Origin of the sequence: Streptococcus australis, from assembly GCF_901543175.1 — a bacterium.
GTDB lineage: Bacteria > Bacillota > Bacilli > Lactobacillales > Streptococcaceae > Streptococcus > Streptococcus australis_A.
Window position 1 is genome coordinate 713,349 of sequence record NZ_LR594040.1, and the last position, 15,538, is coordinate 728,886.

Below are 15,538 nucleotides of genomic sequence, written 5' to 3' on the forward strand. Positions count from 1 at the left end.
GATAGAAACGAGAGAGATCATGCTGCTGCAACTATTTTCTTTATATTTCGAGAGTTTGATCTTAACGACCATTCTCGTCGTGATTTTTTTAGGGATTTGGATTGGATTGAGAGCTATGTCTGGTGTGGACAAGACTGCCAAGGCCCGTCAAGCTCATCTTTATGATATGATTATGATTGGAGTTTTGGTTGTTCCGGTGTTATCCTTTGCCGTCATGAGTTTGCTCTTGGTTTTCAAGGCATAATCCTTGCGTGACTAGCAAGGATGAGTTAGAATAAAGATAGCTACAACAAGAAAGAAGGAATCGAAATGTACGATACGATTATTGTCGGTGCTGGACCTGCGGGAATGACCGCTGCCTTATATGCCGCTCGCAGCAATCTGAAAGTGGCTTTGATTGAAGGTGGTCTGCCAGGCGGGCAAATGAATAACACATCTGATATTGAAAACTATCCAGGTTATGCTAACATCAGTGGCCCTGAATTGGCAGAGAAGATGTTTGAACCTCTTGAAAATCTTGGAGTAGAGCACCTTTATGGCTATGTTGAAAATATTGAAGACCAAGGTGACTATAAGAAGGTAATCACTGATGATCAAGTTTACGAAACCCGTACTGTCATCGTGGCAACGGGGTCAAAACACCGTCTCTTGGGAGTTCCCGGAGAAGAAGAACTAAATAGCCGAGGTGTTTCTTACTGTGCAGTCTGTGATGGAGCTTTCTTCCGTGACCAAGACTTGCTCGTAGTCGGTGGTGGAGATTCAGCGGTAGAAGAAGCCCTCTTCTTGACACGCTTTGCCAAGACTGTCACTATTGTTCACCGTCGCGACCAACTTCGTGCCCAAAAGGTTTTGCAAGACCGTGCCTTTGCTAATGAGAAAGTCAACTTTATCTGGGACTCTGTCGTCAAGGAAATTAAAGGTGAAAACCGAGTCGAATCTGTCGTATTTGAAAATGTAAAAACTGGTCAAGTGACAGAGCAAGCCTTCGGTGGTGTCTTTATCTATGTTGGACTGGACCCTGTTAGTGATTTTGTTAAAGAATTGAATATTCAAGACCAGACGGGATGGATTGTGACAGACAACCACATGAAGACTTCAGTTGATGGTATTTTTGCGGTTGGAGATGTTCGTCAGAAAGATCTTCGTCAAGTAACAACAGCAGTTGGAGATGGGGCTATCGCTGGTCAAGAAGTCTATAAATTTATCACAGAACATAGTTAAGCAAAAAAGTTTCCAATCAACTGATTGGAAACTTTTTTATAGTCGGTTTCGGAAAACTTCGTACATGAGAATGGCTGCAGCAACACTGGCATTGAGACTTTGAACATGCCCATTCATCGGAATGGTAATCATCTCGTCAACCTGTTTTTTGATGTTGCTAGAGATTCCTTTTCCTTCATTTCCGATGATGAGGGCGATTTTCCCTTTTGTATTCCACTTGTGGCAAGGAGTACCGTTCATATCCGTTCCAAAGGTCCAGAAACCTTCATCCTTGAGTTTGTCTAGAGTTTGACTCAGATTGGTCACTCGGGCAATCGGTACATGCTCAATAGCCCCAGTAGCCGTTTTGGCAACGACTGGAGTTACACCGACAGCACGGTGCTTGGGAATGATGACACCTGAAACATTGGTCGCGTCAGCAGTTCTCAAGATAGAACCCAGATTATGGGGGTCAGTTAATCCGTCCAGAATCAATAGCAAAGGATTTTCTTCTTGACGCGTTTTGGCAAGAATGTGATCTAGCTCGCTATAGGCAAATTCGGAAACTCGAAGGACAAATCCTTGATGGACAGCGCCTTCGGTCATTTCAGAGAGGGATTTTTTTGAGGTCCAAGAGATGGAGACCTTTTTCTCAGCAGCAAGTTCCTTGACTTTCTCAACATTCTTTCCCCTTAGATCTTCTTGGAGATAGAGTTTGTTTCCTGTATTTGCAAGGAGGGCTTCGGTAACGGCGTGGACGCCATAGACAATATCATTTGTTTTCATGCCTCTATTATAACACAAAACCCCGTCTTGAAACGGGATTTTCTTTATTCGAGGATGAGGAGTCCATCTTTAACTGCAAATGGATCTTTCTCATTGATACGATCGTAAAACATGATTCCGTTTAGGTGATCAATTTCATGTTGGACAACGATGGAGTTGTAGCCTTTGAGCTTGATACGGTGTTTTTCGCCGTCCTTGTCAAAGTAATCAACAGTGACGCGGGCATGGCGGACAACATAGCCTGGTACGTTACGGTCAACAGATAGGCAACCTTCTCCTTCGCCAAGAGCAGCATCTTGAACAGAGTGGGAGACGATTTTTGGATTGTACATAACAGCTTGCAAATCGTAGGCTTCCTGTGGAGTTTCACCTTCTTCTACAATATTTGGTACCAAAACAGCAATAATACGTTTTGAGATATCCAGCTGGGGAGCAGCAAGTCCAACACCACCACGCAAGCCCATTTTCTCAGCCATAACAGGATCCTGAGAATGTTTGAGGAATTGCATCATTTTTTCACCAAGGATGATTTCCTGGTCAGACAGTGGGAAAGTGACCTCCTCAGCAACCGCACGTAGAGTTGGGTTTCCCTCACGGATAATATCTTTCATATCAATCAAATGAGCAGCTTTTGTAATACGTTCTATAGCAGACATTTTCTCTCCTTTCATTACCTCTACATGATAACACAAAATAGGCGAGAAAGAAAGTCGTAGAAGTTTCTAAAAAATAATATAATAAACGATATTCCCCTTTTGTCTGTGGTATAATTAAAGAAAAGACTTGCATCAAGAAGCAAGGAGGGATAAAGATGGAAAAGCGACAAGATAGACGGTCTCGTGGTTCTCTTTATGGGGTGTTGAGAACTAGTGTTGGTTTCTTTCGAAATTATAAATCTTGGACCAATGCCCAGTTTATTACGGTATTGCTACTTGCAGTTGCCTTGTCCATGGGATTGAACTTGCTGGTTCGAGCAGTACAAGGTAACAAGACAACAAGTTCTAACAGTCAGACTACAACATCTAGTCAATCCAAGGAAAATCAGACTGGTGAAACGACAGCGCGTATCATGGCAAATGGTGATCTTCTCTACCATATACCCATCTACCGAACAGCTCTAAAAGAAGACGGGACCTATGATTTCCATGAAAATTTTGAGTATGTCAAACCTTGGCTCAAGCAAGCGGATTTGGTGATTGGCGACTTTGAAGGAACTGTGAACAAGGACCACTATTTGGCAGGTTATCCTCTTTTTAATGCACCTGGTGAGGTGATGGATGCGATTAAGGATGCAGGCTATCAGGTTTTAGATCTAGCTCACAATCACATCCTAGATTCACAGATAGAGGGAGTAGTTTCAACGGCTCAAGCTATTGAAAAGGCTGGAATGACACCCATCGGAGTCTACACACATGAATCCCGAGACCAAGCACCTATAGTCATCAAGGAAGTCAATGGTATCAAGGTAGCTCTCCTGGCCTATTCCTACGGTTTTAATGGCATTGAGCAGTATATCTCTCAAGAGGACTATAATCGCTATCTTTCTGATTTGAACGAAGATAAGATGAAGGCAGAAATCGAGCGTGCAGAGAAGGAAGCAGATATTACTGTCATCATGCCTCAGATGGGAATTGAGTATCAGCTAGAACCAACGGAAGAACAGAAAACACTGTACCACAAGATGATTGACTGGGGAGCTGATATTATCTTTGGAGGGCATCCTCACGTCGTTGAACCTGCTGAAACAGTTGAAAAAGATGGTGACAAAAAACTGATCATCTACTCCATGGGAAATTTCCTCTCAAATCAACGTATTGAAACCATGCAAGACGAGGAAAATGCCAAGTGGACAGAGCGCGGTGTTCTCATGGATGTGACTATTAAGAAAAAAGATGGTAAGACAAGGATTGAAACTGCCAAAGCGCATCCGACTTGGGTTAATCGAACACCTAAAGGAACTTACTCTCCAGAAGGCTATCCGCTCTTCCTCTATCAAACCTATATCCTAGAGGACTTCATTGAGGGGGGCAGTCACCGTGACAAGTTGGATGAGGCGACCAAGGAACGAATTGACACGGCCTATAAAGAAATGAATGAACATGTAGGGTTGAAATGGTAGGCGCTCACCCTAAAGGAGACGAGATGACGATTAAGATTATTGCGACAGATATGGATGGAACCTTGCTGGATCCGAGAGGCCAGCTGGATCTGCCCCGCTTGGAAAAGATTTTAGATCAGCTGGATCAGCGGGGCATCCGTTTTGTCATTGCGACGGGAAATGAAATCCATCGTATGAGAGAACTATTGGGACACTTGGCGAGTAGAGTTGTCCTAGTCGTTGCCAATGGGGCGCGAATTTTTGAAAACAATAAACTGATTCAAGCTCAGACCTGGGATGATGCTATGGTTGACACGGCTTTAGTTCATTTTAAGGGGAGAGAGTGCCGAGATCAGTTCGTCGTAACTGGTATGAATGGTGGTTTTGTCAAGGAAGGAACTGTTTTTACAGAACTTGATAAATTTATGACTCCAGAGATGATTGAAAGACTTTATCAACGAATGAATTTTGTGGAAGACTTGCACACAGACCTCTTCGGTGGAGTGTTAAAGATGAGCATGGTTGTTGGAGAGGAACGCTCTAGTTCTGTTTTGCAGGAAATCAATGACCTATTTAATGGACGCGTAAGAGCTGTTTCCAGCGGTTATGGGTGCATTGACATACTCCAAGCTGGGATTCACAAGGCCTGGGGATTGGAAGAATTACTCAAGCGCTGGAATTTGAAATCGGAACAAATCATGGCCTTTGGTGATAGCGAAAACGATGTCGAAATGCTAGAGCTGGCTGGAATTGCCTATGCGATGCAAAATGCAGCTGATGAGGTCAAGGCAGTTGCGACTGCCCTAGCACCAGCTAACAGCCAGGCAGGTGTTTATCAAGTTCTAGAGAATTGGTTAGAGAAAGAGGGATAAGGTGGCAGTACAGTTATTAGAGAATTGGCTCTTAAAGGAGCAGGAAAAAATTCAAACCAAGTATCGTGAATTGAATCAAGTATCTGTTCTAGAGCCATATATCATCTTTATTGGTGATTCGATAGTGGAGTATTACCCTCTTCAAGAGTTGTTTGGGGTTGCCAAGACGATTGTTAATCGTGGTATCCGAGGCTATCAGACGGGACTTTTGCTAGAGAATCTTGATGCCCATCTTTATGGTGATGCTGTGGATCAAATTGTTCTCTTAATTGGGACAAATGATATCGGAAAAGATGTTCCTATGAATGAATCCTTGGATAATCTTGAGCGTGTGATTCAATCGATTAACCGAGATTATCCGCTGTCACAAATAAAGCTCCTTTCCATTTTGCCAGTCAATGAAGGAAAAGAATACAAGCAGACAGTTTATATCCGAACCAATGAAAAGATTAGAGAATGGAATCAAGCCTATGAGGCTCTAACATCCGCCTATATGCAGGTAGATTTTGTGCCTGTTTATGATAGTTTGATAGATTCAGAAGGACAGCTTCAATCAGCCTATACAACGGATGGTCTCCATCTAAGTGTAGCCGGTTATCAAGTCCTATCGGAAGCCTTAAAAGAGTATCTTTTCTAAAGAGGTGGCTTGATTTTGCATTTTTGATTTAGATAAGGTATAATGGTTTTATTGTCTTTTGGGGTCGTTACGGATTCGACAGGCATTATGAGGCATATTTTGCAACCCGTGTGGCGACGTAAACGCTCAGTTAAATATAACTGCAAAAAATAACACTTCTTACGCTCTAGCTGCCTAAAAACCAGCAGGCGTGACCCGATTTGGATTGCTCGTGTTCAATGACAGGTCTTATGATTAGCGAGATACGATCAAGCCTTGTCTAGTGGTTTGATAAGAGATTAATAGACTCGCAGTTGCTAGGCTTGAGTTATGTGTCGAGGGACTGTTAAAACAATACATAACCTATGGTTGTAGACAAATATGTTGGCAGGTGTTTGGACGTGGGTTCGACTCCCACCGGCTCCATTATTCCTTTGCATTCTTTCGCATTCCTTGGTAAAACGTTGTTAAATCAACGTTTTTTGTTTTTGCCTTTTGTATTCCTTGGTATTCTTTTGCTAAAAAAGGATATAACAAAGGATACAACATTTTTGTCGTATCCTAGAAATCTATATCCTTTTGTTTTATGAAATCATATAGTGTTTGTATTATTTGATTTTTAAATGCTTGCGATAAAAAAACTGCACCGAAATGCAGTTTTTGTTTTTCTACGGAAGACATGGGATTCGAACCCACGCACGCTGTTACACGCCTACCGCGTTTCCAACACGGCCTCTTAAGCCTCTTGAGTAATCTTCCAATACTTACTCAAATAGTCTACCATAAAGCCACTTATCTTGCAATAAAAATTTTGGAAATAAGAAAAAATGATAGAATTTGAAAGAAAATGATAAAAAATGCTTGACTTTGCCGGAAATTGTGCTAGAATAATTAGTGTAAACGATAACAGGAGGTGGTTTGGTGTTAAAAACTGAGCGGAAGCAACTGATTTTAGAGGAGTTAAATCAACATCATGTAGTTTCCCTAGAAAAATTGGTTAGTCTATTAGAAACATCAGAATCGACAGTACGAAGAGATTTGGATGAGTTGGAGGCAGAAAACAAGCTTCGCCGTGTGCATGGTGGAGCAGAATTACCTCACTCCTTGCAGGAAGAAGAAACCATCCAAGAAAAATCTGTCAAAAACCTTCAAGAGAAGAAGTTGCTAGCTCAGAAGGCGGCCTCTCTCATCAAGGAGAAAGATGTTATCTTTATCGATGCTGGCACAACAACTGCTTTTTTAATCAAGGAATTGGTTGATAAGAATATCACAGTTGTGACCAACTCCATTCACCATGCGGCTCAGTTGGTTGAAAAGCAGATTCCAACAGTCATGGTTGGAGGAAGTGTCAAAATGGCAACAGATGCATGTATCGGTGGTGTTGCTCTTAACCAAATCAATCAATTGCACTTTGACCGTGCCTTTATCGGGATGAATGGTGTAGATGATGGCTATTATACGACTCCTGATATGGAGGAGGGAGCCGTTAAGCGTGCTATTTTAGAGAATGCCAAACAAACCTATGTCTTGGTTGATTCGTCAAAGATTGGTCAAACTTGCTTTGCCAAGGTAGCACCTCTCAAACGCGCTATTGTCATCACAAGTCAAGGGCATGAGCTCTTGCAGGCTATTAAGAAGAAAACGGAGGTAATAGAAGTATGATTTATACAGTCACACTCAATCCATCCATTGACTATATCGTGCGCTTGGACCAAGTTCAAGTCGGTAGTGTCAATCGTATGGACAGTGATGATAAGTTTGCTGGTGGGAAAGGAATCAATGTTAGCCGTGTTTTGAAACGCTTGAATATTCCAAATACAGCGACTGGATTTATCGGAGGTTTTACTGGTAAATTTATCACAGATACTCTAGCAGAGGAAGAAATCGAAACTCGATTTGTTCAAGTGGCAGAAGATACGCGCATCAATGTTAAAATCAAAGCAGACCAAGAAACAGAAATCAACGGAACGGGTCCAACCGTCGAACCGGCTCAGCTAGAAGAGTTAAAATCGATTTTAGCAAGTTTGACAGCAGAAGATACGGTTGTGTTTGCGGGTTCGAGTGCTAAGAACCTAGGCAATGTTATCTATAAGGATTTGATTGCTTTGACACGCCAGACTGGTGCGCAAGTGGTTTGTGACTTTGAAGGACAGACCCTGATTGATAGTTTAGACTACCAGCCACTTTTGGTTAAACCAAACAATCACGAACTTGGAGCTATCTTTGGAGTGAAACTCGAAAGTTTAGATGAAATCGAGAAATATGCTCGAGAATTGCTGGCTAAAGGTGCTCAAAACGTTATCATCTCTATGGCTGGCGATGGTGCCCTTCTTGTCACATCTGAAGGAGCTTACTTCGCAAAACCTATCAAGGGAACAGTCAAAAATTCAGTTGGTGCTGGTGACTCTATGGTTGCTGGATTTACCGGTGAATTTGTCAAATCAAAAGACGCAGTAGAGGCCTTCAAATGGGGAGTGGCTTGTGGGACAGCAACTACTTTCTCTGATGACTTGGCAACTGCAGCATTTATAAAAGAAACTTATGAAAAAGTTGAGGTAGAAAAACGATGAAAATTCAAGACCTATTGAGAAAAGATGTCATGTTGCTGGATTTGCAGGCGACTGAAAAAACAGCAGCTATCGAAGAGATGATTCATAGCTTGGTAGATCACGGTTATGTGACGGATTTTGAAACCTTTAAAGAAGGAATCTTAGCGCGTGAAGCTCTAACTTCCACTGGTTTGGGTGACGGAATTGCTATGCCTCACAGTAAAAACTCTGCTGTCAAAGAAGCGACAGTTCTCTTTGCTAAGTCAAACAAGGGTGTTGACTACGAAAGCTTGGATGGGCAAGCAACTGACCTCTTCTTCATGATTGCTGCTCCAGAAGGTGCCAATGATACTCACTTAGCAGCCTTGGCAGAATTGTCTCAATACTTGATGAAAGATGGTTTTGCTGACAAACTTCGTCAAGTAACATCTGCAGATCAAGTTATTGAACTCTTTGACCAAGCTTCAGAAAAAGCTGAGGAGCCTGTTCAAACACCTGCCAATGAATCTGGCGACTTTATCGTAGCTGTTACAGCTTGTACAACAGGTATCGCCCACACTTACATGGCCCAAGAAGCCCTTCAAAAAGTGGCTGCTGAAATGGGTGTTGGAATTAAGGTAGAAACCAACGGTGCCAGCGGTGTTGGGAATCAATTGACTGCAGAGGACATTCGCAAGGCTAAAGCTGTTATCATCGCAGCAGACAAGGCTGTTGAGATGGATCGTTTCGATGGCAAACCATTGATCAATCGTCCAGTTGCAGACGGTATCCGTAAGACAGAAGAGTTGATTAACTTGGCTCTTTCAGGAGATGCTGAAGTTTATCGTGCTGCTAATGGAGCAAAAGCTGCAACAGCATCTAATGAAAAACAAAGCCTTGGTGGTGCCTTCTACAAACACTTGATGAGTGGTGTATCACAAATGTTGCCATTCGTTATCGGTGGTGGTATCATGATTGCCCTTGCTTTCTTGATCGACGGAGCTTTGGGTGTTCCAAATGAAAATCTTGGCAATCTCGGATCCTACCATGAACTAGCTTCTATGTTCATGAAAATTGGTGGCGCTGCCTTTGGCTTGATGCTCCCAGTCTTTGCAGGTTATGTAGCCTACTCTATCGCTGAAAAACCAGGTTTGGTAGCAGGTTTCGTGGCAGGTGCTATTGCCAAAGAAGGTTTTGCCTTTGGTAAAATCCCTTATGCTGCAGGTGGTGAAGCAACTTCAACTCTTGCAGGTGTCTCATCTGGTTTCCTAGGTGCCCTTGTTGGTGGATTTATCGCAGGAGCCTTGGTTCTTGCTATCAAGAAATACGTTAAAGTTCCTCGTTCACTTGAAGGTGCTAAATCAATCCTTCTCTTGCCACTTCTTGGAACAATCTTGACTGGATTTGTCATGCTAGCTGTTAACATCCCAATGGCAGCAATCAACACTGCTATGAATGACTTCCTAGGCGGTCTTGGAGGAGGTTCAGCTGTCCTTCTTGGTATCGTTCTTGGTGGAATGATGGCTGTTGATATGGGTGGACCAGTCAACAAAGCTGCCTATGTCTTTGGTACAGGTACGCTTGCAGCGACTGTTTCTTCAGGTGGTTCTGTAGCTATGGCGGCAGTTATGGCTGGAGGAATGGTTCCACCACTTGCCATCTTCGTCGCAACTCTTCTTTTCAAAGATAAATTTACCAAAGAAGAACGCAACTCTGGTTTGACAAACATCATCATGGGCTTGTCATTTATCACCGAGGGAGCGATTCCATTTGGTGCCGCTGACCCAGCTCGTGCGATCCCAAGCTTCATCCTTGGTTCTGCGGTGGCAGGCGGACTCGTTGGTCTTGCTGGTATCAAACTCATGGCGCCACACGGAGGAATCTTCGTAATTGCCCTTACTTCAAATGCCCTTCTTTACCTAGTCTTTGTCTTGATTGGTGCAATCGTAAGTGGTGTGGTTTATGGTTACTTACGCAAACCACAAGCATAAAAAAGTATCAAAATAGAAAGATTGTACCCTTTGGTGCAATCTTTTTCTCTGTTCGAAATGGCTGTAAAATATGGTATAATAGAAGAATGGCAAACAAGAATACTACAAAAACAAGACGGAGACCGTCTAAAGCAGAACTTGAAAGAAAACAGGCTATCCAGAGGATGCTGATTTCCTTAGGAATTGCCTTATTGTTGATTATTGCAGCCCTCAAACTTGGTGCGGCGGGTATTACTCTTTATAATCTCATTCGACTGGTGGTCGGAAGTTTGGCCTATGTGGCCATTGGTGCCCTCCTCATCTATCTTTTTCTTTTTAAATGGATACGCAAGAAGGAGGGGCTTCTGTCAGGATTTCTTTGTATCTTTGCTGGCTTGCTCTTGATTTTTGAGGCCTACTTGGTATGGAAATATGGCTTGGAGCAGTCAGTTTTAAAAGGAACCTTGGCTCAAGTTATGACGGACCTGACTGGTATGCGGGTGACGAGCTTTGCTGGTGGAGGCCTGCTTGGTGTTGGACTTTATATCCCCATTGCCTTTCTTTTCTCAAATATCGGATCGTACTTTATTGGAGTTCTTTTGATTCTAGTTGGGGCACTCTTGGTTAGTCCTTGGTCTATTTACGATGTTGCAACCTTTATTGGAGCGCAGTTCAGATCTTTCATGGAAAAACAGGAACAGAGAAAACAGGAACGCTTCATCAAGAGAGAAGAAGAGAAGGCTCGTCAAGAAGCTGAAGAAGCAGCCAGAATTCAGCGAGAACAAGAAGAACAGGATGCATTACCGCTTCCTCCTGTAGATCCTGAAACTGGAGAAATCTTACCAGAAGTACCAGACTACGATCTCTCACCAATTCCTGAGGAAGAATGGATTGAACCGGAGATTATCCTCCCTCAAGCTGGCTTTGAAGTTCCAGATGTGGAAGAAGACTTTGAGGATGAGGAGGTACAGGTCGATTTTTCTACCAAGGAAACCCTTGAGTACAAACTCCCAAGCTTGCAGCTTTTTGCGCCAGATAAACCCAAAGATCAGTCCAAGGAAAAGAAGATTGTTCGAGAAAATATCAAAATCCTAGAAGAAACCTTTGCTAGCTTTGGGATCAAGGTAACGGTTGAACGGGCTGAAATCGGCCCATCTGTTACAAAATATGAAGTCAAACCAGCAGTTGGTGTACGGGTTAACCGCATTTCCAATTTGGCAGACGACTTAGCGCTAGCTCTAGCAGCCAAGGATGTTCGGATTGAGGCTCCTATTCCTGGTAAATCCTTAGTCGGGATTGAGGTTCCTAACTCTGAAATTGCGACCGTTTCCTTCCGTGAGCTCTGGGAACAGTCTCAGACTAAACCAGAAAATCTCCTTGAAATACCTCTAGGTAAGGCTGTCAATGGAACTGCTCGCACCTTTGACCTTTCCAAAATGCCCCACTTACTTGTTGCAGGTTCAACGGGATCAGGGAAGTCAGTCGCAGTTAACGGTATTATCGCCAGCATTCTCATGAAGGCGAGACCAGACCAGGTCAAGTTTATGATGGTGGATCCAAAGATGGTTGAGTTATCCGTTTACAACGACATTCCTCACCTCTTGATTCCAGTCGTAACCAATCCGCGCAAGGCCAGCAAGGCTCTGCAAAAGGTTGTGGATGAGATGGAAAACCGTTATGAACTCTTTGCTAAGGTTGGTGTGCGAAATATCGCTGGTTACAATGCTAAGGTCGAGGAATTTAATAGCCAATCCGAGTACAAACAAGTACCGCTGCCTTTGATTGTTGTCATTGTAGACGAGTTGGCTGACCTCATGATGGTGGCCAGCAAAGAAGTGGAAGATGCCATCATTCGTCTTGGACAGAAGGCGCGTGCTGCAGGGATTCATATGATTCTCGCAACGCAACGCCCATCCGTTGATGTCATCTCTGGTCTCATCAAGGCCAATGTCCCATCTCGTGTAGCTTTTGCAGTTTCATCAGGTACTGATTCACGAACCATCTTGGATGAAAATGGGGCAGAAAAACTGCTTGGTCGAGGAGATATGCTCTTTAAACCAATTGATGAAAATCACCCAGTCCGTCTGCAAGGATCCTTTATCTCGGATGATGATGTCGAACGCATCGTAAACTTTATCAAGGCTCAGGCTGATGCGGACTATGATGAGAGTTTTGACCCAGGTGAGGTTTCTGAAAATGAAGGAGAATTTTCAGATGGTGAAGCTGGTGGCGATCCGCTCTTTGAGGAAGCCAAGGCTCTGGTTATTGAGACGCAGAAAGCCAGTGCTTCCATGATTCAACGTCGTTTGTCAGTTGGATTTAACCGTGCGACCCGCCTGATGGAAGAACTTGAGATGGCAGGTGTTATCGGTCCAGCTGAAGGAACCAAACCGCGAAAAGTATTGCAACAATAAAAAATAGCTTCTTTCCAAGTTTGGAAGGAAGCTATTTTAGTGACTACTGGTTCGTTTTATTTTCTGAACTCGTCGTATTTGACTGTGTACCGCTATCGCTTGTTTCTTTATTTGTAGCAGGTGTAGAAGAGTCCTGAGTTGTTGTTTTCTGCTCTTCTTTTTTCTCCTCTTTCTTGTTGGATTGAGAAGTTTCTTCTTGCGGGGTATTTTCTTTGGTGGATGTGTCGTTCTTGTTTGGAGTAGTGTTCTCCTGAGGAGATTCCTTTTGGATTTCTTTGACAACAGTTGTTTGAGTTGTCGTCGGTTCTTTTTTGTTGTTTTTATTATTATCCATGGCGTTCATGATGGTGATAGTAGCGGTGATCAGACCAAGGATACTACCGATGGTAGCAATCGTTTTTTGAAAGACAGTGAATCCTTTTTTAATGTGTTCTGTTTTTGATTTATTAGAAGTTCTACGATAGTTAGACATGATACTCTCCTTTGATTATGATTTATTATACCTCATTTCTTTAAAAAAATCTTAAAAAAAGAGCAACTTCCCTTTCTTGTCGCAGGTCTCTTTTCGTGATACAATAGAGGGAGTGATTTTAGAAAGCGTGAGAAAACATGATCTACTTTGATAATTCGGCAACGACCAAGCCTTATCCTGAAGCACTTGAGACCTATATGCAGGTCGCTTCAAAAATTGTAGGAAATCCATCCAGTCTCCATCGTTTGGGAGACCAGGCGACACGAATTTTAGATGCTTCCCGGCAGCAAATTGCAGATTTGATTGGCAAGAAAAGTGATGAAATCTTCTTTACCTCTGGCGGAACAGAAGGGGATAACTGGGTCATCAAGGGTGTGGCCTTTGAAAAAGCCCAGTTTGGCAAGCACATCATCGTATCAGCTATTGAGCATCCAGCAGTCAAGGAGTCAGCCCTCTGGCTAAAAAGTCAAGGTTTTGAGGTGGATATTGCCCCAGTTGATGAGAAAGGATTTGTAGATGTCAAGGCTCTAGCAAGTTTGATTCGATCAGATACGATCCTCGTTTCGGTCATGGCAGTTAACAATGAAATCGGCTCTATCCAGCCTATTCAAGCTATTTCAGAACTTTTAGCTGATAAACCAACTATTTCCTTCCATGTGGATGCAGTTCAAGCACTTGCTAAAATTCCGACTGAAAAGTATCTGTCAGAACGAGTGGATTTCGCGACCTTCTCGAGTCATAAGTTCCACGGTGTCAGAGGTGTTGGCTTTGTCTATATCAAGTCTGGAAAGAAGATTACGCCTCTTTTAACTGGTGGTGGTCAAGAGGGAGACTATCGTTCGACAACTGAAAATGTAGCAGGAATTTCCGCGACAGCCAAGGCTCTCCGTTTGGCTATGGAAAAGTTAGATCTCTTTACTAGCAAGGCAGGGCAGATGAAATCAGTCATTCGCCAAGCGCTTTTGGACTATCCAGATATTTTTGTCTTTTCAGATGAGGAAGACTTTGCCCCTCATATCCTGACTTTTGGAATCAAGGGTGTTCGTGGTGAAGTCATTGTTCACGCATTTGAAGACTATGATATTTTCATCTCCACAACCTCTGCTTGTTCATCTAAGGCTGGAAAACCTGCGGGAACCTTGATTGCCATGGGAGTGGACAAGGATAAGGCCCAGTCAGCTGTGCGTCTTAGCCTAGACCTTGAAAATGATATGAGTCAGGTTGAGCAGTTTTTGACCAAGCTAAAATTAATTTACAATCAAACTAGAAAAGTAAGATAGGAGCATTCATGCAGTATTCAGAAATTATGATTCGCTACGGAGAGTTGTCAACTAAGGGCAAAAACCGTATGCGTTTCATCAATAAACTTCGCAATAATATTTCGGGCGTTTTGTCCATCTATCCCCAAGTTAAGGTAACTGCCGATCGCGACCGTGCCCACGTTTACCTCAATGGAGCCGACTACACAGCAGTTGCAGAATCTCTCAAACAAGTCTTCGGGATTCAGAATTTTTCTCCAGTATATAAGGTTGAAAAATCTGTGGAAGTTCTGAAGTCTTCTGTCCAAGAGATTATGACAGATATCTACAAGGAAGGCATGACCTTTAAGATTTCTAGTAAGCGTAGCGATCACAACTTTGAGCTCGATAGTCGTGAACTCAACCAAACACTTGGTGGAGCTGTATTTGAGGCAATTCCAAATGTCCAAGTTCAAATGAAAAATCCTGATATCAATCTTCAGGTGGAGATTCGTGAGGAAGCGGCTTATCTTTCTTATGAAACTATTCGTGGAGCAGGTGGTTTGCCTGTGGGTACTTCTGGTAAGGGGATGCTCATGTTGTCAGGGGGGATTGACTCACCAGTAGCGGGCTATTTGGCTCTCAAGCGTGGGGTAGATATTGAGGCGGTTCACTTTGCTAGTCCACCATATACTAGTCCTGGTGCCCTCAAGAAAGCCCAAGATTTGACACGCAAATTGACCAAGTTTGGTGGCAATATCCAATTTATCGAAGTGCCTTTCACTGAGATTCAAGAAGAAATCAAGGCTAAGGCGCCAGAAGCCTACCTCATGACCTTGACGCGTCGGTTTATGATGCGGATTACCGACCGTATTCGTGAAGTGAGAAAGGGTCTGGTCATTATCAATGGAGAAAGCCTTGGCCAAGTAGCAAGCCAAACCTTGGAGAGCATGCAGGCTATCAACGCTGTGACCAATACACCAATTATCCGTCCAGTTGTTACTATGGACAAGTTGGAAATCATTGACATCGCTCAGGAAATTGATACCTTTGAAATTTCTATTCAGCCTTTTGAGGACTGCTGTACTATTTTTGCGCCTGATCGTCCTAAGACCAATCCTAAAATTAAGAATGCTGAACAGTATGAAAAACGGATGGATGTTGAAGGTTTGGTTGAGCGTGCAGTGGCTGGTATCATGATTACTGAGATTACACCTCAAGCCGAAAAAGATGAAGTGGATGACTTGATTGACAATCTCCTTTAATCAGAAAAACCAGAAGAATTTAGAATAGTAAATGAAAAAAGTTAGTTATTTATCCTTAAAATGGACAATTACTGACTTT

14 protein-coding genes, 1 tRNA gene and 1 other RNA gene are annotated in these 15,538 nt (G+C 43.0%); 12 read left to right on the forward strand and 4 right to left on the reverse strand.

Annotation, left to right across the window (positions count from 1 at the left end; translation table 11 throughout):
• Nucleotides 1-19 precede the first annotated feature (19 nt).
• Both FGK98_RS03455 and trxB read left to right on the forward strand, forming a co-directional pair.
• The gene (locus FGK98_RS03455; protein WP_000926603.1) at nt 20-244 is read left to right on the forward strand and encodes a DUF4059 family protein; all 225 of its coding nucleotides are present in this window, start codon (nt 20-22) and stop codon (nt 242-244) included.
• Between the two features lie 65 nt (nt 245-309).
• Nucleotides 310-1,221, forward strand: coding sequence for a thioredoxin-disulfide reductase (trxB, locus tag FGK98_RS03460; protein ID WP_138100034.1), 912 nt, complete (start codon nt 310-312; stop codon nt 1,219-1,221).
• A gap of 36 nt (nt 1,222-1,257) precedes the next feature.
• Here the strand turns inward: trxB and rlmB are convergent, their stop codons facing one another.
• Both rlmB and def read right to left on the reverse strand, forming a co-directional pair.
• Nucleotides 1,258-1,986, reverse strand: a complete 729-nt coding sequence (rlmB, locus tag FGK98_RS03465; RefSeq protein WP_000855729.1) for a 23S rRNA (guanosine(2251)-2'-O)-methyltransferase RlmB — start codon at nt 1,984-1,986, stop codon at nt 1,258-1,260.
• 44 nt (nt 1,987-2,030) lie between these two features.
• Entirely contained in the window at nt 2,031-2,642 is a 612-nt protein-coding gene (def, locus tag FGK98_RS03470) for a peptide deformylase (protein ID WP_138100035.1), read from the reverse strand.
• A gap of 155 nt (nt 2,643-2,797) precedes the next feature.
• On the opposite strand from def, the gene FGK98_RS03475 reads away from it, so the two are divergent.
• The 4 genes from FGK98_RS03475 to ssrA all read left to right on the forward strand — a co-directional run bounded on the left by FGK98_RS03475 (nt 2,798) and on the right by ssrA (nt 6,001).
• Complete coding sequence (locus tag FGK98_RS03475) at nt 2,798-4,105, forward strand: CapA family protein (RefSeq protein ID WP_138100036.1); 1,308 nt, start codon at nt 2,798-2,800, stop codon at nt 4,103-4,105.
• Nucleotides 4,106-4,128: 23 nt separating this feature from the next.
• The gene (locus tag FGK98_RS03480; RefSeq protein ID WP_138100037.1) at nt 4,129-4,956 is read left to right on the forward strand and encodes a Cof-type HAD-IIB family hydrolase; all 828 of its coding nucleotides are present in this window, start codon (nt 4,129-4,131) and stop codon (nt 4,954-4,956) included.
• Nucleotide 4,957: 1 nt separating this feature from the next.
• Nucleotides 4,958-5,593, forward strand: coding sequence for an SGNH/GDSL hydrolase family protein (locus FGK98_RS03485; RefSeq protein WP_138100038.1), 636 nt, complete (start codon nt 4,958-4,960; stop codon nt 5,591-5,593).
• Between the two features lie 60 nt (nt 5,594-5,653).
• Nucleotides 5,654-6,001: a transfer-messenger RNA gene (ssrA, locus tag FGK98_RS03490) on the forward strand.
• A gap of 242 nt (nt 6,002-6,243) precedes the next feature.
• On the opposite strand, the gene FGK98_RS03495 is transcribed toward ssrA, so the two are convergent.
• A tRNA-Ser gene (locus tag FGK98_RS03495) sits at nt 6,244-6,331 on the reverse strand.
• A 162-nt stretch (nt 6,332-6,493) separates the two neighbouring features.
• Here FGK98_RS03495 and FGK98_RS03500 point away from each other — a divergent pair.
• The 4 genes from FGK98_RS03500 to FGK98_RS03515 all read left to right on the forward strand — a co-directional run bounded on the left by FGK98_RS03500 (nt 6,494) and on the right by FGK98_RS03515 (nt 12,484).
• Entirely contained in the window at nt 6,494-7,234 is a 741-nt protein-coding gene (locus FGK98_RS03500; protein ID WP_138100039.1) for a DeoR/GlpR family DNA-binding transcription regulator, read from the forward strand.
• On the forward strand, nt 7,231-8,142 hold the full coding sequence (gene pfkB / locus FGK98_RS03505; protein ID WP_138100040.1) for a 1-phosphofructokinase: 912 nt from the start codon (nt 7,231-7,233) through the stop codon (nt 8,140-8,142). The genes FGK98_RS03500 and pfkB overlap by 4 nt, the downstream gene beginning before the upstream one ends.
• Nucleotides 8,139-10,091, forward strand: a complete 1,953-nt coding sequence (locus FGK98_RS03510; protein WP_138100041.1) for a fructose-specific PTS transporter subunit EIIC — start codon at nt 8,139-8,141, stop codon at nt 10,089-10,091. The genes pfkB and FGK98_RS03510 overlap by 4 nt, the downstream gene beginning before the upstream one ends.
• A gap of 86 nt (nt 10,092-10,177) precedes the next feature.
• Nucleotides 10,178-12,484, forward strand: a complete 2,307-nt coding sequence (locus FGK98_RS03515; protein ID WP_138100042.1) for a DNA translocase FtsK — start codon at nt 10,178-10,180, stop codon at nt 12,482-12,484.
• A 43-nt stretch (nt 12,485-12,527) separates the two neighbouring features.
• Here FGK98_RS03515 and FGK98_RS03520 read toward each other — a convergent pair whose 3' ends face one another.
• The gene (locus FGK98_RS03520; protein ID WP_138100043.1) at nt 12,528-12,956 is read right to left on the reverse strand and encodes a DUF6556 family protein; all 429 of its coding nucleotides are present in this window, start codon (nt 12,954-12,956) and stop codon (nt 12,528-12,530) included.
• Nucleotides 12,957-13,093: 137 nt separating this feature from the next.
• Here FGK98_RS03520 and FGK98_RS03525 point away from each other — a divergent pair, with 137 nt between their 5' ends.
• Nucleotides 13,094-14,236, forward strand: coding sequence for a cysteine desulfurase family protein (locus tag FGK98_RS03525; protein WP_138100044.1), 1,143 nt, complete (start codon nt 13,094-13,096; stop codon nt 14,234-14,236).
• 8 nt (nt 14,237-14,244) lie between these two features.
• Nucleotides 14,245-15,459, forward strand: coding sequence for a tRNA uracil 4-sulfurtransferase ThiI (thiI, locus tag FGK98_RS03530; protein WP_138100045.1), 1,215 nt, complete (start codon nt 14,245-14,247; stop codon nt 15,457-15,459).
• Nucleotides 15,460-15,538: the final 79 nt, after the last annotated feature.